Annotated in this window: 18 protein-coding genes and 1 riboswitch; of the genes, 14 read left to right on the forward strand and 4 right to left on the reverse strand. The window is 50.6% G+C overall.

Going from position 1 to position 20,664, the window contains the following annotated elements:
* The first annotated feature begins 21 nt into the window (after positions 1 to 21).
* From PMI41_RS13400 to gcvP, 4 genes are all read left to right on the forward strand, one after another.
* Positions 22 to 1,068, forward strand: coding sequence for an adenylate/guanylate cyclase domain-containing protein (locus tag PMI41_RS13400; protein WP_040854878.1), 1,047 nt, complete (start codon positions 22 to 24; stop codon positions 1,066 to 1,068).
* A 96-nt stretch (positions 1,069 to 1,164) separates the two neighbouring features.
* Positions 1,165 to 1,262: riboswitch (glycine riboswitch) on the forward strand.
* Between the two features lie 157 nt (positions 1,263 to 1,419).
* Positions 1,420 to 2,523 carry a glycine cleavage system aminomethyltransferase GcvT gene (gene gcvT, locus PMI41_RS13405; RefSeq protein WP_008125615.1) on the forward strand — a complete coding sequence of 368 codons (1,104 nt, stop codon included), beginning with the start codon at positions 1,420 to 1,422 and terminating at the stop codon, positions 2,521 to 2,523.
* A 5-nt stretch (positions 2,524 to 2,528) separates the two neighbouring features.
* Entirely contained in the window at positions 2,529 to 2,897 is a 369-nt protein-coding gene (gene gcvH / locus PMI41_RS13410) for a glycine cleavage system protein GcvH (RefSeq protein WP_008125618.1), read from the forward strand.
* 2 nt (positions 2,898 to 2,899) lie between these two features.
* A complete protein-coding gene (gene gcvP, locus PMI41_RS13415; protein ID WP_193372095.1) occupies positions 2,900 to 5,701 on the forward strand; it encodes an aminomethyl-transferring glycine dehydrogenase in 2,802 nt (933 codons plus the stop codon).
* Positions 5,702 to 5,739: 38 nt separating this feature from the next.
* On the opposite strand, the gene PMI41_RS13420 is transcribed toward gcvP, so the two are convergent.
* Complete coding sequence (locus tag PMI41_RS13420) at positions 5,740 to 6,801, reverse strand: nucleotidyltransferase domain-containing protein (RefSeq protein WP_008125621.1); 1,062 nt, start codon at positions 6,799 to 6,801, stop codon at positions 5,740 to 5,742.
* 239 nt (positions 6,802 to 7,040) lie between these two features.
* Here PMI41_RS13420 and PMI41_RS13425 point away from each other — a divergent pair, with 239 nt between their 5' ends.
* On the forward strand, positions 7,041 to 7,973 hold the full coding sequence (locus tag PMI41_RS13425) for a sugar ABC transporter substrate-binding protein (RefSeq protein WP_008125623.1): 933 nt from the start codon (positions 7,041 to 7,043) through the stop codon (positions 7,971 to 7,973).
* A gap of 46 nt (positions 7,974 to 8,019) precedes the next feature.
* Here PMI41_RS13425 and PMI41_RS13430 read toward each other — a convergent pair whose 3' ends face one another.
* The gene (locus tag PMI41_RS13430; protein WP_008125625.1) at positions 8,020 to 9,243 is read right to left on the reverse strand and encodes an adenylate/guanylate cyclase domain-containing protein; all 1,224 of its coding nucleotides are present in this window, start codon (positions 9,241 to 9,243) and stop codon (positions 8,020 to 8,022) included.
* A 409-nt stretch (positions 9,244 to 9,652) separates the two neighbouring features.
* Here PMI41_RS13430 and PMI41_RS13435 point away from each other — a divergent pair, with 409 nt between their 5' ends.
* The 9 genes from PMI41_RS13435 (at position 9,653) to PMI41_RS13475 (ending at position 18,682) form a co-directional block, all read left to right on the forward strand.
* The gene (locus PMI41_RS13435) at positions 9,653 to 10,366 is read left to right on the forward strand and encodes a virB8 family protein (RefSeq protein ID WP_008125628.1); all 714 of its coding nucleotides are present in this window, start codon (positions 9,653 to 9,655) and stop codon (positions 10,364 to 10,366) included.
* On the forward strand, positions 10,363 to 11,175 hold the full coding sequence (virB9, locus tag PMI41_RS13440; RefSeq protein WP_008125629.1) for a P-type conjugative transfer protein VirB9: 813 nt from the start codon (positions 10,363 to 10,365) through the stop codon (positions 11,173 to 11,175). The genes PMI41_RS13435 and virB9 overlap by 4 nt, the downstream gene beginning before the upstream one ends.
* A 2-nt stretch (positions 11,176 to 11,177) precedes the next feature.
* A complete protein-coding gene (gene virB10, locus PMI41_RS13445) occupies positions 11,178 to 12,542 on the forward strand; it encodes a type IV secretion system protein VirB10 (protein ID WP_008125632.1) in 1,365 nt (454 codons plus the stop codon).
* Entirely contained in the window at positions 12,539 to 13,651 is a 1,113-nt protein-coding gene (gene virB11 / locus PMI41_RS13450) for a P-type DNA transfer ATPase VirB11 (RefSeq protein WP_008125633.1), read from the forward strand. The genes virB10 and virB11 overlap by 4 nt, the downstream gene beginning before the upstream one ends.
* A complete protein-coding gene (locus tag PMI41_RS13455; RefSeq protein ID WP_008125635.1) occupies positions 13,648 to 14,319 on the forward strand; it encodes a lytic transglycosylase domain-containing protein in 672 nt (223 codons plus the stop codon). The genes virB11 and PMI41_RS13455 overlap by 4 nt, the downstream gene beginning before the upstream one ends.
* Before the next feature lie 4 nt (positions 14,320 to 14,323).
* Positions 14,324 to 14,620, forward strand: a complete 297-nt coding sequence (locus tag PMI41_RS13460; RefSeq protein ID WP_008125637.1) for a TrbC/VirB2 family protein — start codon at positions 14,324 to 14,326, stop codon at positions 14,618 to 14,620.
* Between the two features lie 4 nt (positions 14,621 to 14,624).
* Entirely contained in the window at positions 14,625 to 14,924 is a 300-nt protein-coding gene (locus PMI41_RS13465) for a VirB3 family type IV secretion system protein (RefSeq protein ID WP_008125639.1), read from the forward strand.
* A gap of 186 nt (positions 14,925 to 15,110) precedes the next feature.
* Complete coding sequence (locus PMI41_RS13470) at positions 15,111 to 17,330, forward strand: VirB4 family type IV secretion system protein (protein WP_348225801.1); 2,220 nt, start codon at positions 15,111 to 15,113, stop codon at positions 17,328 to 17,330.
* A 188-nt stretch (positions 17,331 to 17,518) separates the two neighbouring features.
* Positions 17,519 to 18,682: a type IV secretion system protein gene (locus tag PMI41_RS13475; protein ID WP_008125642.1), complete on the forward strand. Its 1,164-nt coding sequence runs from the start codon at positions 17,519 to 17,521 to the stop codon at positions 18,680 to 18,682.
* A 7-nt stretch (positions 18,683 to 18,689) separates the two neighbouring features.
* On the opposite strand, the gene PMI41_RS13480 is transcribed toward PMI41_RS13475, so the two are convergent.
* Positions 18,690 to 19,910, reverse strand: coding sequence for a glycosyltransferase family 4 protein (locus PMI41_RS13480; RefSeq protein WP_008125643.1), 1,221 nt, complete (start codon positions 19,908 to 19,910; stop codon positions 18,690 to 18,692).
* Between the two features lie 42 nt (positions 19,911 to 19,952).
* On the reverse strand, positions 19,953 to 20,522 hold the full coding sequence (locus PMI41_RS13485) for a MarR family transcriptional regulator (RefSeq protein ID WP_040854885.1): 570 nt from the start codon (positions 20,520 to 20,522) through the stop codon (positions 19,953 to 19,955).
* Between the last annotated feature and the right edge of the window lie 142 nt (positions 20,523 to 20,664).

The following is a 20,664-nucleotide window of genomic DNA, read 5'->3' on the forward strand; positions in this document are numbered from 1 at the left end:
GTTGTTGCGGCCAGTTTGGCCATGAATAAATACTCGGGAGGTTTTTGGGTTTTCGTTCTTTGCGCCGTTTCCATAAGTGGCGCATTTTTTAGCTGGGCTTTTTACGGTGAGCCATCAATTGTTGGTTCAGTGTTTGCGCTATTCACGTGCGTTCCGATCATTGCGCTTGAGCGCGGGGCATTGTTTCCACGGCTTTACGCAAGGATGGCAGCGCTCTCTACGCCGCTTTACCTGATCGCGATGCTGATCGTCACTTATATTCTCATGTATCTTGGTTCTGCATTATGCCGGGTTTTATTGGGGTGGATCGGCTATCACACCTATGAATCATGGCAGGAACTTGCTGTTCTACCCGCAAGTGCAATGTTTTCTGCATTGGGTGTGTCGCTGGTGGTAAGTTTTGTAGCACGTGTGCGGGAGCTCTTGGGAAGGGACGTATTCTTAAGTCTGCTGATTGGCCGCTATCGCAAACCGATCGAGGAGGAGCGAGTATTCCTCTTCATTGATCTAGTGGGGTCCACCTCTTTTGCACAAGAATTCGGAGATATCCGGGCGCAGCAGTTTCTCAGCGCTTTGTTTGCTACATTTGCAGAACCTGTGCGCAGATATCTGGGTGCCATTGATGATTATGTCGGTGATGCAGCCATTATTACCTGGCCAATGTCCCGCGGTATAAAAGACGGGAATAGTGTCAAATGCATATTTGCGATTCTGGATTTGATTGAAGCCGATCAAGAAAAATGGATTAAGGATTTTGGGCGCGTGCCACAGCTGCGCGCCGCACTGCATGGAGGGCCGATCATCACGGCGGAAATAGGTGTTGATCATCACAAGATTACCTACTTTGGAGATACGGTTAATACCACGGCGCGGCTCGAAACTCTGTGCCGGACCTTGGATGCGCCGGTTCTGATATCCAGCGATCTTGCAGGACGTCTAGAATTTGACAGTGAGATTCAGCCCGAATTCCTGGGCACGCATGCAGTAAAGGGAAGAGGCCAAACTTTGGGCGTCATGGCTTTGAAACGTGCGGCATATATTCCCGCTTCGACAAATTTTGTTCATTAAGCGTCAGATTTGCCATTTGGACGGATGACATGGCTTTCCGGCTGGGTTATGGTCCGGCCTTGTCGAGGGCCTTGGGATTGAAGAATCGAAGGGCCCTGTCAGTTTGCGGGAGAGTGTCCTGTACAACATTGTGCAGAGCCACCGAAGGGGAAATCGCCCGAAATCTCTCAGGTACCAAGAACCGCAAGCAGGTAAGGCAACTCTGGAAAGTCGGGGGAAACCTCGCGCCGAAGGTGTAAGTTCAGTTTGGACCAAAGTCCATGACTGTGCGAGTCTCTCAGGCTTCCGACAGAGGGGCAAAGAAACATTCCGTCGCTGTGGCGGAGGTCTTTGCACGTCTCTGGAGTATGAATGGGCACCGAAGAACAACTAAAATCACTACCGCTTGATGATCTGCACAAAACTGCTGGCGCGCGCTTTGGCGGATTTGCAGGATGGTCGATGCCAATCACCTATCCGCTTGGGGTGATGAAAGAACATCTGCATGCGCGAGAAAATGCCGGACTTTTTGACATTTCTCATATGCAGTTGTTCGACGTGTCGGGAAAGGATTCTGCTGCGCTTTTGTCGCGCGCATGCCCGCTTGATGCCGAGGCACTGCAAACCGGCCAATCCAAATATACATTCTTTCTCGACGAGCGGGCGGGAATCCTTGACGATCTGATCGTGACCCGTTTGGGCGCCGAGCATTTTATGGTTGTTGCCAATGCCGGAAATGCAGCTGCCGATGAGGCGCATTTGCGGGGTGTTGCAAAAGATTTCGATTGCAAAATCGATGCACTGGATCGTGTATTTCTGGCTATTCAAGGGCCTCAAGCTGCGGACGTTCTGCATAAGGCGGGCCTTGCCGGTACAGAACTCGCTTTCATGCACGGCTTTGAGCCAAAACCGGGCTGGTTCATGAGCCGTTCCGGTTATACCGGAGAAGACGGCTTCGAGATCGGATTGCCTGCAGCTGATGCCCGCGTTCTGGTAAACAAACTTTTTGAAGATGAGAGAGTGGCGTGGGTGGGACTAGCCGCTCGCGATAGCCTTCGATTGGAAGCAGGCTTATGCCTGCACGGCCATGATATAACGACGGATTTTGATCCAGTTGATGCGGGCCTGACTTGGGCGATCAGCAAACCTGTGCGCGAGAAAGCCGGGTTTATCGGAGCCAAGACACTGCTGGAAAAAATTGCTTCCGGCAGTTTGCGCAAACGGGTCGGTCTGAAGCCAGATGGCCGCCAGCCAGTTCGGTCAGATACAATTCTTGTTGATGCAGAAGGCAACCATATTGGTCTCGTGACCTCGGGCGGATTCGGGCCTTCTGCGGGGCATCCCGTAGCAATGGGATATGTCGGGAAAGAGATTCTCGCTGCCTCGACGCCGATTTTTGCCGAAGTGCGTGGTAATCGCATTCCGGTACATATTCATTCACTTCCCTTCACGCCACATCGCTACCACAAAGGATAATCCAGATGGCAACAACATATTTTACTGAAGATCATGAATGGGTGCGCGTTGAGGGTGATATCGCGACGGTCGGTATTACTGATCATGCCCAAGATCAATTGGGTGATCTTGTTTTCGTTCAGCTGCCGGATATTGGTACGAGCCTTTCCAAGGGCGATGCAGCTGTAGTTGTCGAATCTGTAAAGGCAGCTTCTGATGTTTATGCACCACTCGATGGCGAAGTGACGGACGTAAACGAGGCGACTGCCAGCGATCCTGCTCTTATCAATTCAGCCGCAACCAGCGATGGCTGGCTCTGGAAGATGAAACTTTCCAACACCGAACAACTGACCGGTCTGCTTGATGAAGCCGGTTACAAAGCGATTATTGGCTGAGCATCATGAACAAGAGCATATTTCCGTTTACCGATCGTCATATCGGTCCAAGCGTCCAAGGCGCACGCGCCATGTTGGCTGCATTGGGAATCCCGTCACTCGACACGTTGATTTCGCAGGCGGTCCCACAATCCATTCGGCTCGAAAAGCCGCTTGATATACCGGAAGCCATCAATGAAGCCGAGGCTTTGGCCGAATTGGCTAACAAGATGGGGCGAAATAAAACCTTCAAGAGTTTTATCGGGCAGGGTTATCACGGCACTCACGTCCCTGCCGTTATCCAACGAAACTTGTTCGAGAATCCCGCTTGGTACACGGCTTATACACCATACCAGTCCGAGATCAGCCAAGGCCGTCTTGAACTCCTGTTTCACTTCCAAACGTTGGTGACAGAACTGACGGGCCTACCTGTCGCATCCGCTTCTTTGCTGGATGAAGCAACTGCTGTTGCGGAAGCCGTGGGCATCGCCTATCGCCATCACCGCGAAAAGCGTACGCGCATCGTTCTTGCTGGCGACATTCACCCCCAGATTCTTGACGTGGTCAAAACGCGCGCGGAACCTCTCGGTATGAATGTTAATGGCGGCGAAATAGATTCATCAGTTGCTGCAATCATTGTGCCATGGCCAGATACTTACGGTGTTTACGGGGATCACTCGGCTACCATTAAAGCCGCCAAGGCGGCAGGTGCACTGGTTGTTGTTGTTGCCGATCCACTGGCCTTGACGATTACAGCATCACCCGCATCGCTGGGTGCGGATATTGCCGCCGGATCCATGCAGCGTTTTGGCGTTCCCGTCGGCTATGGTGGTCCACATGCGGCTTATCTTGCGGTTAGCGATAATCTGACACGGCTTATTCCGGGACGCCTTGTTGGCCAGTCAGTAGACAGCAAGGGCAGGGCTGGTTACCGATTGGCCTTGCAGACACGCGAGCAGCATATCCGCCGCGACAAGGCCACATCAAACATCTGTACCGCGCAGGCTTTGCTTGCCAACATGGCTGTATCTTTCGCCATATGGCACGGCCCGCAAGGACTGCAGGCTATCGCCAGCCAAGTGCATGCCAAAACTACAAGACTGGCGGCAGGCCTTGAGGCAGCCGGATTGAAGTTAGGTGGTGCTCACTTCTTTGACACTTTGACGGTAAATGTTCCCGGTAAGGCCGTATCTATAGCTGCTGAAGCCGAAAAGGGCGAAAGGCTACTGCGCCGCATTGACGATAGTCGGCTGGGAATTACTGTCGATGAGACGACTACCGATAAAGATCTGATTGCGCTGGCTGCACTGTTTGGGGCTAGTCTGCCAAATGATCCGGGCTCAAAGCTGCCAAGCATAAGGCAAGCGGAAGGCTTTATGACACAGGCCGTTTTCCATCAGCAGCGCTCCGAGACTGAAATGATGCGGTTCCTTCGTCGCCTTGCCGACAAGGACCTTGCTCTTGACCGTGCAATGATACCGCTCGGCTCATGCACGATGAAGTTGAATGCGGCAGCAGAGATGCTTCCCGTGAGCTGGCAAAGCGTTGCGAATGTGCACCCTTTTGCGCCCGCTGATCACGCGCTTGGCTATAAATCATTGACCGATGACCTTGAGGCCTGGCTCTCGGAGATCACCGGCTTTGATGCAGTATCGCTACAGCCGAATGCCGGTAGTCAGGGTGAGTATGCCGGACTTCTTGCTATTCGTCGTTACCATTTGGATCGTGGCGACGATCATCGGGATATTTGCCTCATACCGGAATCGGCTCACGGCACCAATCCTGCGAGTGCACACATGGCAGGTATGCGTGTTGTGGTCGTTGCATGCGAAGAGGCGGGCGATATTGATCTTGACGATCTGAAAGCCAAAGCCGAATTGCACAGTGCCAATCTGGCTGCATTGATGATTACTTATCCTTCAACCCATGGTGTGTTTGAGGAAGGCGTCAAGGACATCTGTACCGTTGTGCACCAGCACGGCGGTCAGGTTTACTTCGATGGAGCAAACCTCAATGCGCTGGTCGGACTTGCACGTCCGGGTGATATTGGTGCAGATGTGTGCCACATGAATCTGCACAAGACGTTCTGCATTCCCCATGGCGGCGGTGGACCGGGCGTCGGTCCTATTGGTGTCAAGAAACATCTGGCTCCGTTTTTGCCCGGGCACGTTGCCAGTGGCACAGGCAATGCGGTTTCTGCAGCCCCCTTTGGTAGTGCATCAATCTTGCCTATCACATGGATGTATATCCGCATGATGGGTGGTGCAGGTCTCAAGCGTGCAACGGAGATGGCAATCCTTAATGCCAATTACATTTCCGAACGGCTGAAGGATTATTACCCGGTCCTTTTCAAAGGGCGCAACGACCGCGTAGCGCATGAGTGCATCCTCGATACCAGAGTGCTCAAGGAGAGTGCTGGTATTGGTGTGGAAGACATTGCCAAACGTTTGATAGATTATGGCTTTCATGCCCCAACCATGTCCTGGCCGATTGCCGGAACGTTGATGGTGGAGCCAACAGAGTCAGAATCAAAGCGCGAGATCGATCGGTTCTGTGATGCAATGATTGCCATTGCTGGTGAAGCAGCAAAGGTTGCCAGCGGTGAGTGGCCAAGGGACGATAATCCCCTTGTAAATGCACCTCATCCTTCAGGAGATGTTTTGGCTGACGACTGGTCGCATCCCTATAGCCGCAAGGTGGCAAGCTTGCCAGGCGGTGAATCGGAGGATTTGTTGAAGTATTGGCCTCCGGTTTCCCGGATCGACAATGTTGCGGGTGATCGCAATCTTGTCTGCTCCTGTCCACCCTTAACAGCATATAATTGAAGAAAGGAGCGCCGGTAAACCGGCGCTTTTTTTAGTATTTACCAGTTGGGAGTGAGGTTTTCGGAGTTGTCACCGCTGTGGGAAGCTGGAGTGAATTCCCCAGCGAGTTGACGCAATGAGTATGGCAATGCTTGCAGGTCCAAGGCATCGAAAGATAGATGCTGTAAACGGGTGCGAATGAGTTCTGCAACGATACGAGCCTGTTGTTCATCGCGTAAACGTTTGGCCGCGTCTCGGTCCTTACGACGCGAAAGCCACAATTTGTGTAGCGCAAAAGCCCGTGGGTCCGGGCAAGTAAAGCTGAGCGGATAGCCTCTCTCATCCATGACGATAACCGATGCTTTAGGGCTATTAACCAGCCATGACAGCCCCTCGATTTCTATTGCTTGCAGGTCTTCTGCATCTGCGCTGAAGCGGGCCTTCTCTGTGTTTAACAAGACATTCTTGGGGGTAGGCTTGATAAGGTCAACCAGAAATCCGTCTCGATTGGCAGCCCGGTATCCATTCTTTGCCAATGGCCGAAAGGAATGGTCTATTTTCTGCAAAAGGCCAATAAGGCCTTTGCTTGAAAAGTCTTTCGCTATCAGACGAAGATTGAAACGTGAATCCATTAAAAGATCGACGTCTTGCGTCGACAGTAAGCCGCTGCTGATGTGCACAGCCGCCATGCGTTCATAGATGAACAGGGCGTTGGTTCCAACAACATCGATTGCAGTTCCGATCAGCCCAAGCTTTTCGAGTGCTCGGATAATGCGGGCAGTTAGAAGCGGTACTCGGCCAAGTCCCATCGCACGATTGACTGGTGCCAGTTCGTCAAGCCGTTGCGCCAATCGGGAGATGCGATCTCTGGAGTTTTCACGACCAGAATGAAATTGGCTGTAATTAAGCTCGGTATCCAATGATTTAGGACCGAGAGACTTCCATATATTACCAGTCTTTTTATACAGATACGGCTTGCCATTCGTGCTCGTTTTCCATGACATGGATCCGGAAAACCGTTGATCATATTCTTTTACACTCGCTTGATAGACCTCGTAAGCTTGTGCAGTATCCACATGCTGACGAATCTGCTCTGACGATAGCTCTTTGAATTTGCTCATATTATCCCAATATCATTGATAATGTCATTAAATAGGGATAATACCAGAATAATTACAACCAAGATACTGAAAATAAATGAATTATCCCGAGCTTGTCCTTGAATTTTCAAACTAGGGATAAAAGTTCCATAACTAATCTTACCTGATTAATTGGAACAAATGTATTTTAACAAAATCAGTTGGAATATTTATTTCATATGATAGATTATTAAAAATTATAAGTTCTGGGAGGAACATCAATGAAGAAATTTCTGTCTGCGGTTGCCATTGGCTGTCTATTCGCCTCTACCTGCTATGCCGAAAATATTGGTTTGACTCTTGCTCGTTCGGATAGTGCATTTCTGACAATTCTACGCAATGGCATACAAGATCGCGCCAAATCTCTCGACAGCGTAACGATTCAGGTTGAAGATGCTCAAAATGACGCCAGCCGCCAGCTAAGCCAAGTACAGAATTTCGTTTCATCTGGTGTCGATGCAATTTTGGTCGTTGCTGTTGATGGCGATGGCACGCCCGCGATTACCAAAATGGCCACTGAAGCAAAAATTCCAGTTATCTATGTCAACCATCCTCCGGCAGATGTGGATAATTTGCCGGAAACGGCGGCTTTCGTAGGGTCAAACGAAGTCGATTCGGGCACAATCCAAACAAAAGAAGTGTGCAGGCTACTAAATGGGAAGGGCGACGTTTTTGTATTAATGGGGCCTTTGAACAACCACTCTTCAATTACCCGTACGAAAGACATTCATGATGTTATCGCTACAGATGAGTGCAAGGGTATGAAGGTCATTGAAGAGCAAAGCGCAAATTGGGATCGTCTTGAAGCGGCAAATATAATGACCAATTGGCTTTCGTCCGGCACGAAGTTTGATGCAGTTATTGCGAATAATGACGAAATGGCAATTGGTGCAATTCAAGCCATGAAATCAGCAGGTGTGGATATGGCTAATGTTGTTGTTGCGGGCATTGATGCTACGCCCGACGGGCTTGCTGCAATGGCGAGCAAGGACCTTGACGTGACGGTATTTCAAAATGCCATAGCGCAAGGCGCTGCTGCGACGGATGCAGCTATTGCTCTTGCACGAAAACAAAAAACAGAGCGCAATATCTGGGTTCCATTCGAACTAGTAACGCCACAAAATATGAAGGATTATGCCAAGGCCAATCAATAAATCACGGCTGGAAGCAAAAACCGCATTCATGATGATTACAGAAACTCTATTTCGTTCCGATCATCGATTGGTCTAGAGTAAAAAGCTCTTGAGCACGCCCTACCCCACGCAATGCGTAGCGCCCGACGGAGACAAGCCGTCGGCGTAGCTCAGTTGGCAAAGCTCCGGCGAAACTATCGGAAATGAGAATGTCCTGATCAACAGAGCGGCACATTGATGCTATGCGGCTGACCTCGTTTACTGCCGGACCGACCACTGTGAAATCGAGGCGCGTATCGCTGCCAATATTACCGTAAAAGACTTCTCCAATATGTAGTCCAAGATAAACATCCGTTGCGGGTGCGCCGTCGGTAATGCGTGCCTGGTTAAGAATAATCAGTCGTTTGCGTAACAAGGATTGGGCCTTCAACGCGGCAGCACAGTCTTCTTCAGAATTGCCATTTGTGAAAATCGCCAGAATACCATCGCCCATCAGCTTTAGAACGTCGCCACCGGCTTCCTGTATTGAGGAAATAATCGCCTCGGCATAATCATTAAGCATGGGAATGATTGCGTCAGGCGATGCGGTGTCGGAAATACGCGTGTAACCTCTCAAATCGGAATACCATAACACCGCTTCGATACGCTCAGCCGAGCCGCGATTGATACGCCCGGCAAGCACCCGCTTGGCAGCATCACGCCCGAGATAGACATCGGCCAAAGTCTGGACAATCCTTGTCAATGAAGCGCATTTTATTGCCAGCCCCAATCCCCTAACCATCCGGCGTATCGCGATGATATCTTCATCACGAAAACCGCGTGGTTCGTCTGTGGACCATGAGGAATAAAAGCAGTCCATTTCGCCAATGGTGCCTTCAGAAGAGAAGCGGTTTATAAGAGCGAGATAATCAGTGCATCCCTCTTCCTTCAATGTGACGAGATGACGGAATCCCGGGTCTTCTTTATGCGCCAAATTCACACGCATTTCATCTTCACCGGCATTCAGCATGCTGTAAAAGGTAGAGGTCTGCCAGTTGCTTGCGCTCTCACCTTCCCGGGAAGATCCGTACTCAATGATCGCGCGCTCGACCTCCCCTTCCCGGCGCCATAAAAAAACCCGGCCCTCATAAATGGGATGCAGGGTGTCAACGAAAGCATTTGCACGTTCGAGTCGGATTCCAGCATCAATGCAACGCTGGCAAAACCCATTCATAAGCTCCGTTTCGCTCGTACCGGAAAGCCCCTGAATATCCAGCCAGCATTCAATTTCTGCGATTGTTGCTTCGTTCATTGCTTTGCCTGCTTTCAAGATGCGGAATGGGTAGCACTGCTATAATGAGTTGAGACGAGATGGGCGCCTTATGAACGGGTTTTATCATGGAGATAAAACTGGCATTCATAAGAAAATTAAACATAAGATATTGAAAAACAACACTTAATTGGATAATTCCATGCGGGCCATTCAGCACATATAGGACTTAAGTTGTATTGACTCAAGCGGCACAACTTAATACTCGCAAAAGGCAACGGATTTGTTTGATGGGAAGTATTTAACATCCCACTTTGATCTGATGTGTATGATATTTGGCGGTATTTTTAGTCTATCTCATTAATAGTGTATTTTGTTTAAGGTGTAATTTTGAGATTTTTATTGCCAGCGTTCGCGAGGACGATCAAATTTTTTAATCTGGCTCACGCCGATGAGCAGTCCGTTGGCTAATGAAGCGGAAAGTGGCGTCCCCAAGGCTTATTTCAGCGAGGCTATTCGCTGGGAAAATGACGTTATTCGCTCGGTCAAGCGATCACGCGCTATTGCATGGGTTGTGGCAGCGATCAGCGCAGGGCTGACCGCTGTTGCAATGGGGTGTCTGGCCATGTTGCTACCGCTGAAAAGCTTTGAGCCGTACGTAATTGAGGTCGACAAAACCACTGGTTTCATGGAAATCAAGCGGCCTCTTGCGGAAGGTGATCTCACGCAGAATGAAGCCATTACACGCATGAATGTTGTACGCTACCTGCGTGCACGGGAGACCTATGATCCGGTTTCGGTGCAAGAGGATTTCGATCTGGCGCAGATGTTGTCGACAGGGGATGCGGGGCGCGATCTGCTGAATTTGTACAGTCCGTCCAGTCCATCCAATCCAGTCAATCTTTATGGTCGGGAAACCCGTATCCTGCCTGTGATCAAATCCATCCAGATACCTAATAGTCGAACAGCGATAGTCAGGTTTTCCACACAGCGAATAGGGCTGGCCAGCAGTGCGGATGAACATTGGGTTGCACTGATGCATTTTCGTTACACGCGCGAAACGCAATCCAATGAATGGCGTTTTGATAATCCGTTAGGGTTTCAGATTACGGATTATCGTCGAGATCAGGAAAGCCTCTCGCCATCGGCTGGAACGCAACCATGAGCAAGAAGCGCCTGGTCTTATGCCAAGCCGGATTTTTGCTTGGTATGATTGCAACCCTGGGCTTTACCACTGACGGCATTGCCGAGATTGCGCCGCGGCGAGGCGTAGCTGATCCACGCGTGCGTATGGTCAATTACAATCCAGTGAATGTTGTTTCAGTGGATGCAACGCACGGTGTTTCTACAATGATCGTACTTGGCGACAGTGAGAAAATCGAAACGGTGGCGGTTGGCGATAGCGTTTCGTGGAAAATCGAACCTAATAAACGCGGTAACATCATTTTCTTGAAGCCGGTCGAGGCAAAGACCGTCACGAACATGAATGTGGTCAGCGATAAGCGGGTTTACACATTTATATTGCGTGCTCGAGCTGAGTCAGATGGTGACCAGACTTTTATGGTCAAGTTCCGTTATCCCGATGAGGAAATGGATGCTGATCTGCTTGAAAAGGCCCGAAAACTGGCATCTCAGCCAAACAGAGATAACTTCCGCCACGACGATAGCAATACGGATTATAGGTTTCGTGGCGATGCAACGCTCAAACCAAAAAATGCCTTCGACGATGGTGTCAAAACCTGGTTTCGTTTTGATGGAGACATCCCTTCGATCTTTATCGTTGAGGGTGGCAAGCGTGAAATTCTCGCCAATTTCCGCCGTGAAGGTGATTACATTGTTGTCGATAAAATTGCTCGTCAGTGGATGCTGCGTCGCGGAGATGACGCACTTTGTCTCTTCAATTTAAGGAAGGTGGGTGCCAATGAAAGCCCCATGGCAGATGCGAGCGGATCCGCAGTTAGAAGGATCAACTAGCCATGCCGGATCCTCAATTTCACCGCAACATTGAGCTTGATGATGCAGCGCAGTCACAATTGTTGGAGCCTAAAAAAAGGTTGAGCAAAGCCGCCTTGGCTATCGTATTTGGTTTAGTGGCATTGCCCATCCTTGCAGCGCCATTTTTGTTTCAAAAGGCTACGGCCCCGGAGCGCAGCGAAAACAACTCTGACGACGATCTGTTGCCGCCGACACGCGTACAACTAACCCTGCCACCCCCTGCCCCGCTCGTTGAGGAGCAGTCTTCTTCGCGTATTGCGGAACCAGTAATCGACACTGCCGCAGCGGAACAATTGGCGCGCGAAAGAGCAGAGTTCGAAGAACAGAAGCGGATTGCAGCAGCTGAACAAGCCGCGCGCGACGCTGAAAACGATCAAAAGAAATGGGAGCGCTATCGTTCACCAATGGTGGTTTCGGAAGCGGGCCAAGCTGAATCGAATCTCGGCGATCCGGCCAAGACGCCCGAAGAAGCGGCAAAGAGCGCTGCAACTTTTCAAGATACCAACCCAAATTCACAACTTCTGGGAGCTTTGTCAGCAAAGCCTGTTGAAGTTTCCAAAGCAGAGCGGACGAAGCGTATTGATGCGTTGGTTCCTCAGGGCACCATGATCCGCGGCGTTCTGGAAACTGCTGTCCAAACCGATTTGCCCGGCATGGTTCGCGCGGTGACAACGGAAGATGTCTGGTCATTTGACGGGCGAAGAGTGCTTGTTCCATCGGGTACACGTTTAATCGGTGAATACAATGCTGGGCTCGCGCAAGGCCAGACGCGAGCCTTCATCGTTTGGACGCGTCTCCTGCGTGAGGACGGGGTTTCTTTAAGTCTGGGTTCCCCGGGAACTGACGAGTTGGGCGTCACAGGTTCTGGCGGGGATGTGAACAATCATTACTTTAAACGGTTTGGCTCAGCGATCCTGTTGACTGCACTGTCGGCCGCCCCCCAACTGTTGGCCGAACCTAGTGTAAGTGTACGACGTAGGCGAAACTCTGGTCCGGTGACAACCGTAATCACCGATCCCATTACAGGTAAGGTTACGCAAACCACAACTTATCCGGAAGATGACGAAGACGGCATTGGCGCAAATCTGGGGCAAAAGGGCGCTCAAGTTCTGGCCGAGGGCTTTGCGCAAGTTGCGCAAGAGGCCTTGAAAGGCACCGTCAATATCCAGCCGACAATCAGTATCAATCAAGGCACGCCAGTTGCGATTTTCGTAAAGCGGGATCTTGATTTTTCCGACCTGTATCCCGATCCCGTTCTGGAGAAATTCAAGGAATTGAAGCGGGGACGCTACGGCATCCGGGACAGCGCGTGGCATAATCCGGTTCACAAAGGAGGGTTGCAGTGAGCTTCAACACGCCTCTCTCTGATTTGATCAATCTGGCATTCACCCCGCTGCGCGATTTTCTGCAAGCGCCCGATGTTATCGAGATTTGTATCAATGAGCCCGGCATTGTTTTTATCGAGAGGGCACAGAATTCCGAAGTTGGTCCGGCAGGAATGTCGCGATATGTCATTCCGGAGCTGACTGCAGATCGTATACGCTTCATGTCAGAACGGGTTGCCGCTGCAAGTCACCAGTTCATCAATGAAGAAGAGCCATTGTTATCTGCATCCCTGCCCGATGGTGCGCGCATTCAAGCAGTGCTGCCGCCCGCAGCTCAGGGTGGTGGCGCTATGGTTATTCGCCGACAGGTAGCCAGACAGCTCACACTCGGGGAATATGCTACTTCCGGCGCACTGCACTCAACCAGAATTACGGCCAGTACAACGGGCCTCACGGATGATGAAAACGCGCTTTGTGAAATCCTTGCGAAAGGGAATGTTGAAGTTTTCCTGCGTGAAGCTGTGAAACGTCGCGTGTCCATCATGGTCTCGGGCGGGACGGGTTCAGGTAAGACGACATTTCTCAACGCCCTTATGGAAGAAGTCCCATCCCACGAGCGGCTTATCACTATCGAAGATACACCGGAGCTCAAACCAAGCCAGCTAAATCATGTGCGGCTTATAGCGACTCGCGGCAACCAGAATATTGCGCGAGTGGATCCCCGCCACCTCGTAGAAGCATCCTTGCGCATGCGGCCAGACCGGCTGTTGCTTGGGGAAATACGCGGGGCTGAAGCACTGGACTTTCTTCAGGCGATCAATACCGGGCATCCTGGTTCCTTGTCCACGATCCATGCGAATTCTCCGCAATCCGCATATACACGACTGGCTTTGCTGGTCATGCAAAACGGTGCTGGAGGTGGACTTGGACTGAGCAAGTCAGAGATTGTGGACACTCTGCGCGCAACCTTGCCGCTAGTTGTGCAGCTTGGCCGTCACAACGGTCGCCCCGGTATGTTGACCGAAATATTCTATGATCCATTTGTGCGTCAGGGTGGGGTCAATGTCAAAAGCCCCGAACTTTTGCATTTTCAGTCACAAGGTGTTGTCGCATTGGGGCGGTCACTATGAGGGCAAGTCTGACCAGCTTACTCGCGATTGTATTGTTCATTGACGCAAGAGCAGCTCATGCTCAGGAGAATGGCGAACCAGTAAAAGTAACAATCACGGGAACTACTGTGCCAATTGATCCACAGCGGTTTGGCCCCACTTCACAGGCAACGCCATGCAACGGACTTGTAGCTACCGAAGTTGCTGAAGGAGAGACGATTGTTCGAAAAATTGCCAAGGAAGAGCAGTTCGATTCTGATCTACTTGTCGCAATTGCCCGTCAGGAGAGCGGATTTCAGATGAACCGCATCTCTAGTGCAGGCGCTATCGGCTTGATGCAATTGATGCCAGTTACGGCTAAGCACTTCGATGTTGATCCTTGCAACCCTGAAGACAATGTTCGCGGTGCCATCAGATACCTGCGCGTACTTCAGAAAAGATATCAGAACCCAATCTATGTGCTGGCAGCATACAACGCTGGCGAAGGTGCCGTGGAGAAGAATGGTGGCGTTCCGCTCTATCCGGAAACAGTCCGCTACATTTCAGCCGTTCTAACCGATCTGTATGATTGGCAACCTCTTTCACAAGGCCCAGCCAAGGCCCGCCCAACAGAGCCAAAAGCTCACAATCATGAACCGGAAAATAAGCCGGAAGCATGGAGTCAAGGATTCGTTCTTCACGTGGAGTAATATTATGTTTGTTCAATTACGATTTTTAAAACCTTTATTATTTGTACTTTTTACCCTCTTCGCCAAAGAAGCCTGTGCACAGAGTATTCAGCCAGTGACCGGCATGCTTGAAACATTGATTTCAGTGCTCACGGGGCCGATTGCATCGATGCTTGCGATCCTTGCGGTTATAAGCTGCGGTTTCCTGGCTTGGAGTGGTCGGTTTACGTGGGGTATCGCAGGTTCAGTGATAATGGGCATTGTTCTTGTCTTTGGATCGACGCAGATAGTCGCGTTCTTCCGTAGCGCCTTGGGTAATTGAGCCCATGACTGAAGAAGCCCCCGAGATAACGCCACTTGTCAAAGCTTTGACCCGTGCGCCAACTCTGTTCGGTGTGCCTTATATGTTTGCCATGTTCAACATGGTCGTAACCGCAGTTATATTTCTCGCGACCAAAAGTCTGCTTTCGCTATTTCTCGTCCTGCCCATTCACAGCTTTGGTTATTTTCTTACACTTCGCGACGAGCAGATATTCAGCATCCTGAAAGTCAAAGGAGCGAAGACGCCGCCCCAATCACAAGCTTTGTGGGGTATCAAAAGTTATGCGCCGGGAGAGCAGCTGTGATCTCACGTTCTGTGCGCAAGGAGATGCTGTATGGCACTCAAGCGAGACGCGAAAGGTCCGTCGCCAATCATGTGCCCTATACAAGGCATGTGGATGATAAAGTGCTGCGCACAAAGGACGGTCTGCTTCTAAGTATAATTAAACTCGAAGGATTCTGCTTCGAGACGGCCGATATGGTGCAAATCAATGCCAAGTTGGAAGGACGAAACACGATTTTGCGTTCACAGCCGGTTTGCAGTCTATGGCCACATGCTCAGACGGCGTTTTACACCGGCTTTAGGGGGCAGTTTTCCCAATGGGTTCGCCGACGAATTGAACCAGCGTTACATGGCGCAGCTGCAAGAGCGCCGCATGTTCATCAATGAAATGTTCATTACAATTGTTCGACGCCCTTTGCGTGGACAGGTAGGCTTGATCGATACAATCGGCAAGAAATTCTTCGGCGGGGCAGATAAAGTTGGACGCCAAGGCGAGGCCGAAGAACTGCGTGAATTGAACGATGCCGTCCTTGGCGTCAGGGAAGTGCTGCAGGATTATCAAGCCCGTATTCTTAGCGTTCGTACAGATCTTTCAGGAGGTTATTTCTCCGAGCCCCTCGAATTCCTGGTACAATTGTTGAACGGGTTGGAGCCCGTCCCGATGCGTTTGCCGCGCATGTCACTTGATGGCGCTTTGGCGATGAAACGCATGAATTTTGGCCGCAACGCTTTTGAATTCGTCGGTGCAGCGCCTCCTGAAGATTCGCGTATCGGTGCGATGTTATCCGTGCGGGAGTATCCGAGTTATACTGGTCCGATGCTTCTGGATGGGTTGCTAAAGGTCCCGCATGAATTTGTAGTTAGCCAAAGCTTTGCGATTGTCGACAAGCCTGTTGCGCAAAATCATATGGAGCGCGTGTCACGGCAAATAGCCATGGCGGATGAAGCAGGATCAATAGTAGGTAATCAGCTGACCGGTGCTCGCGATGAGCTTTTAAGCTCGCGTTCAATCTACGGGGAACATCATTTATCCGTTATGTGTCTTGGTGCTGACAAAGCAGAACTCGATCGATGTATCCGTGCAGTAGGATCTACTTTGACCGATCAGTCGGTGCTTTGGCTAAGGGAAGATCTAAACAGCGAAGCAGCGTTCTGGGCCCAACTGCCGGGTAATTTTTCATATATTGCACGATCGGCAATGATCTCATCCAAGAATTTTGCAGGGTTTCTTTCTCTACATAATTTCCCGGCTGGTCAGTCCACCAATAATCATTGGGGAGGCCCGATTTCGCTGCTTGAGACAACGAGCCAGAGCGCATACTTTTTCAATTTTCATGTCCGGGATCTCGGTAATTTCACCATGATGGGACCATCCGGGTCTGGCAAGACTGTCGCCCTTTCGTTTTTAATGGCGCAATCGCAAAGGATTAAACCAACACCTCGCTGTGTATTTTTCGACAAGGACCGCGGCGGCGAAATTTTTATCCGGGCACTAGGTGGCAATTACGAAGTATTGCAGCCGGGAATGCAAACCGGCTTCAATCCTTTACACTTGCCGGACACTGGCGCGAACCGGGAATTTCTGTTTCAACTCTTTTCACTCATGTTACGGCGGTCTGATGCTTTGACGCTTCCGGCAAGTGAAGAAAGCGTTATACGCACAGCAATTGCCCATATCCTGACCTCAGCACCGGATGCCCGGACAATGCCGGCTTTTGCGACTCTCTTGCGTGGACGGATTAGAGCTGGGGACGATGATCTTCTGGCTCGCTTTGAAAAGTGGCTGCGACCCGATCAACTGGGCTGGTTGTTCAATAATCCGCAGGATCGGTTCACTTGGTCGTCCGTTGCTGGATTCGATATGACGAAGATATTGGATGATCCCCTCACCCGCAGTGCAGCGCTGATGTATATTTTTCATCGCCTTGATGAATTGCTCGACGGCAGTCCCATTCTGATTTTCCTTGATGAGGGTTGGAGGCTGCTTGAGGACCAAGTGTTCGCGGGCTTCATCAAAGATAAAATGAAGACGATTCGGAAATTCAACGGCATTATCGGCTTTGGCACGCAGAGCGCTGCTGACATTGTTAACTCACCCATCGCAAGCACGCTTATCGAGCAGAGCGCGACGCATATGTTTTTTCCAAATCCTCATGCAGATGAGGCAAGCCACAGTGGCGGGCTGGGGCTTTCCCTGCGGGAGATTGACTGGATCAAGACGACAGATCCCTCCAGCCGATCATTCCTGATCAAACACGGCCAGGAATCGGTCATTGCCAGATTACGACTGACGGGAATGGACGATCTACTGAAAGTACTGTCTGGCCGCGCGGAGACCATACAGGAACTCAATATATTGCGTGAAAAACTCGGAGACGACCCTGCAGATTGGCTACCTGTTTTTTGCCGGCAAGGAGATAGATTTTGAAACATCCATTACGGGCTCTCTTTGCTTTGGCGTTGTGTCTATGCGCAGCATGTTCTAGCCAACACAAGCTGAAAACACCGTGTACACTTCCCGCATCAATCACATCATTCGGACCCAATGATTGTGGTCCGCTCCTTCCTGTCAATGAGGCGCTGAACAACGCCGTGCAACCGACTGAATAATCCTACATGGAGGCGTTTTCTGCACTGTTCATCAACATTGATAGTTTAGGCAAAGACTTCACCGGGGCTGTCTATCGAACGTTCGCCGCTTATCTGACACCGGTCATGGCGGGGCTTCTCGTCCTTTACCTTATTCTCTGGGGTTTTCGTTTCTGGCAAGGCCGTGGTGATACAAATCTATTTACGATGGTGTTCAAGCTTTTGCGCATTGCAATTATCTTCGCGGTAGCGACACAATGGGGACCAATTCAGCGAACTGTAACCAAGGCAATTGAAGGCACCCCGTATTTTATCAGTGCCACCATGTTGAATAAAATTGTCAATCCCCGCAATGGTAAGGCTATGACACTGGGCACACCTACCCGCGACCTTGCCGATATTTACAAGGGGGCGTTGGGAGCCTCGTTGAAGATTGCGGTAGCGGCGGAGGACCATGCCTCATCTGCTCCTCCCGCAGCATCTGCGGAAGGAACACAAGCAAATCCGGCGCAAGTTGCGAAAAAGCAGCCAGCCCTTAAAGATTCAAACGACCCGTCAAGTGTCGTGCTGAGTGCACATTTCCAATCCGCTCTTGTCTGGATAGCTGCAGCACTATTTGTGGGATATGCAGCTGCACTGTTTCTGTTCGCTAAAATTGCTCTTTGGATTTTACTCGGACTGGCGCCGTTTTTTATTATCCTGCTGATTTTTCCCGTGTCTTCCCGTTTCTTCGCAGGCTGGCTCTCGGGTATTATCCAGACCGCGCTGATACCCGTCTTTCTCTATGTGTTCTTGAGTTTTTATATCTTCGGCACCTACGACATCATTGTAGCTTTCATGAACGTCACTAATGATCTTCAAGCCGCCCTCACTATGAAAGAGGTGGGCCCGTTCGTGCTCTTCTGTTTCACCGGGCTATTCATGCTTCTTCCGATCATACCTCTGACGAGGCAGATTGCGACAACAAGCCAGGAGTGGTTTGCAAATGTTTATGAAGGACTTGGCGGCTCCATTCGCGCAGGCATGCAAGCAGGTTCAAACGCTCTTATCAAAGGCTTGGCCATTAACGCAAAGGGTGCAAATGGTGCGGCAGTGCAAGGCCATTTCGGAAATGCTAATGCAATGGAAACAAGCCTGCGTGAAATTCAGGAAAGAAATACCGCAACAAACCGTCAAAACCGCAATCGTTAACTCCAGGTCAGGTTCCTTTGACAACCGATCCGATCAAAGTTTTTTGCCTCGTAAGGCAATCTGCAAGGCGGAACCGGTGTTCAACGGTTCTTCGCGCGGCAATGCGCAAGGGTATGTAGTCGTCAGGCTTGTGCAGGACACGTAAAATAGTATCAGCCAAAGCATTGGTGTCGTAGAATGGTACGAGCAGGCCATTCTTTTCTGAGCGGATGATTTCCTGCACGGGCGCTGTATCAGAACCGATAACCAGCGCCCCACAGGCCATGGCTTCCACAACCGACCAGGAAAGCACAAACGGATAGGTCAGATAGATATGTGCTGTTGAAATCTGGTACAATTGTCGAAGCAGGTCATGCGATATCGGCCCCGTAAAAAGAACGCGATCGGCAGGCACATTGTGCTGTGCAAGCATGGTGTCTTTCCAGGACCCTCCCCCAGGGGGAGGTTTGCCATAGCTCACACCATCTCCTCCCACAAAAATGAAAAGTGCTTCGGAGTTTTTGGCGAGAACCTTGGCCGCGGCCTCCAATGCTTGCGGAAAACCGCGATAGGGTTCCAAGTCACGGGCGACAAAGGTTATTATTGGTGGTTCACCTGCCCTTAACACGCGTCCGTCCGGCAGGCGAAGGGAAGCATTGCGGTCAGGAGAAAAGCGTTGCGTGTCGACTCCTTCATGACAGACTGCGATACGGTCTTGGGCAGGTCTGGGATAGAGACTTTTCTGCCATTGCGTCGGGCTTATGCCCCCATCCATTGCGTCCAGCGAAATAAGCTGAGCTATATTGCGCAAACGCAGCCGCTTGCGGGTATCGGCATCTGGGACATCATCAGGTGCAAAGCCAACATCAGCGCCATCGGCTCTGTAAAAGAATTCGCAATAGCCAATAGCGGGAATCTTCGGCAGCACATCCTTTACGAACATCATGCTGCCCCACCCGATGTGGCCTACAACCACATCCGGTTTCTGATTGTGTCGAACCATGGCTTCAAACGTCTCAGCCACGCGATGTCCAATCCGGACGTGATGGTCCGGGATACCCAGATGCTTTGCCATCTGAGTATCGGATCGTGGGCCAGGCTCGGCCCGGTGTCTGATCACGCGGACCGATGGGAGGCGCCGGTCTACAGTTTCACAGATCATGCTGACATCGTGACCATTTGCGGCAAGATGCTCTGCCAGAGCAGAAAACTGACCGAAGCCACGTCTGTGCACGAATGCCACATGCATGATTTCAGTCCTTTCCAGTGTCAGAAGAGGTGCTGGGTGGTGTCAGATGCCGTAACGTGCAGCATTACCCCACACCAGTTCAAGCCGGTGCAATGTTTGAAATGCAATTTCGAGATTGCGAAGATCGTCATCATCCCGCGCAAGAACCCGATTATAGGCTCCACCAGCATCGCGCAAATTTGCACAAAGCTGTTCCCCTCTTTCTGTCAGTCGAATGCGGGCGGACCGCTTGTCCCGCTGAGATGCAACCCTGTCGATGTATCCACCATCCGCCAATTGCTTCAGGTAATAAGAAATGTTGGAACCGACATAATGACCCCGGTCCAGCAATTCACCGACAGAAAGTTCAACATCGCCAATAGCCAGAAGAACCATTGCCTGAGCTGGCCCCACGTCTTCAACGCCGAGCTTAGTCATCTCCGTCCGTAGGAGACTCGCAAACCGTCGATTGACCCTCTCAATCATTCTTGCCAGTTCAAAATGAGTTACAACAACTGTATGAACCGGATGTCTATGTCCCTGTTTTTCTGCGGTAATTTCGGGGAAATTGGCGGCATCGTAGCCGTCAATAGATGTTTCGACTTCCACTCCTTCGTGTAGAAGTTTTTGTATCATCTTGGTCTCCATGATCAAGTTTACTTCAAAATTTGAAGTAAGTTACAAGTATGTTTTCGAATCTCCTTCGAATATTTCCCCACCATAAGAACTTTTTTCTGTCACATTCTGCGCAGTATTACTTTACTAGTCTATGGCC

The organism is Phyllobacterium sp. YR531, from assembly GCF_000282595.1.
GTDB lineage: Bacteria > Pseudomonadota > Alphaproteobacteria > Rhizobiales > Rhizobiaceae > Phyllobacterium.

Excerpts from the sequence above, each read along its gene's own strand:
- PMI41_RS13460 (WP_008125637.1), top strand. The coding sequence starts at position 14,324 with ATGTTTGTTCAATTACGATTTTTAAAACCTTTATTATTTGTACTTTTT.
- PMI41_RS13455 (WP_008125635.1), top strand. The coding sequence starts at position 13,648 with ATGAGGGCAAGTCTGACCAGCTTACTCGCGATTGTATTGTTCATTGAC.
- PMI41_RS13420 (WP_008125621.1), bottom strand. The coding sequence starts at position 6,801 with ATGAGCAAATTCAAAGAGCTATCGTCAGAGCAGATTCGTCAGCATGTG.
- PMI41_RS13475 (WP_008125642.1), top strand. The coding sequence starts at position 17,519 with ATGGAGGCGTTTTCTGCACTGTTCATCAACATTGATAGTTTAGGCAAA.
- virB9 (WP_008125629.1), top strand. The coding sequence starts at position 10,363 with ATGAGCAAGAAGCGCCTGGTCTTATGCCAAGCCGGATTTTTGCTTGGT.
- gcvH (WP_008125618.1), top strand. The coding sequence starts at position 2,529 with ATGGCAACAACATATTTTACTGAAGATCATGAATGGGTGCGCGTTGAG.
- PMI41_RS13400 (WP_040854878.1), top strand. The coding sequence starts at position 22 with ATGAATAAATACTCGGGAGGTTTTTGGGTTTTCGTTCTTTGCGCCGTT.
- gcvT (WP_008125615.1), top strand. The coding sequence starts at position 1,420 with ATGGGCACCGAAGAACAACTAAAATCACTACCGCTTGATGATCTGCAC.
- virB10 (WP_008125632.1), top strand. The coding sequence starts at position 11,178 with ATGCCGGATCCTCAATTTCACCGCAACATTGAGCTTGATGATGCAGCG.
- PMI41_RS13470 (WP_348225801.1), top strand. The coding sequence starts at position 15,111 with ATGCCAAGTTGGAAGGACGAAACACGATTTTGCGTTCACAGCCGGTTT.
- PMI41_RS13435 (WP_008125628.1), top strand. The coding sequence starts at position 9,653 with ATGAGCAGTCCGTTGGCTAATGAAGCGGAAAGTGGCGTCCCCAAGGCT.
- PMI41_RS13425 (WP_008125623.1), top strand. The coding sequence starts at position 7,041 with ATGAAGAAATTTCTGTCTGCGGTTGCCATTGGCTGTCTATTCGCCTCT.
- PMI41_RS13480 (WP_008125643.1), bottom strand. The coding sequence starts at position 19,910 with ATGCATGTGGCATTCGTGCACAGACGTGGCTTCGGTCAGTTTTCTGCT.
- PMI41_RS13465 (WP_008125639.1), top strand. The coding sequence starts at position 14,625 with ATGACTGAAGAAGCCCCCGAGATAACGCCACTTGTCAAAGCTTTGACC.
- PMI41_RS13430 (WP_008125625.1), bottom strand. The coding sequence starts at position 9,243 with ATGAACGAAGCAACAATCGCAGAAATTGAATGCTGGCTGGATATTCAG.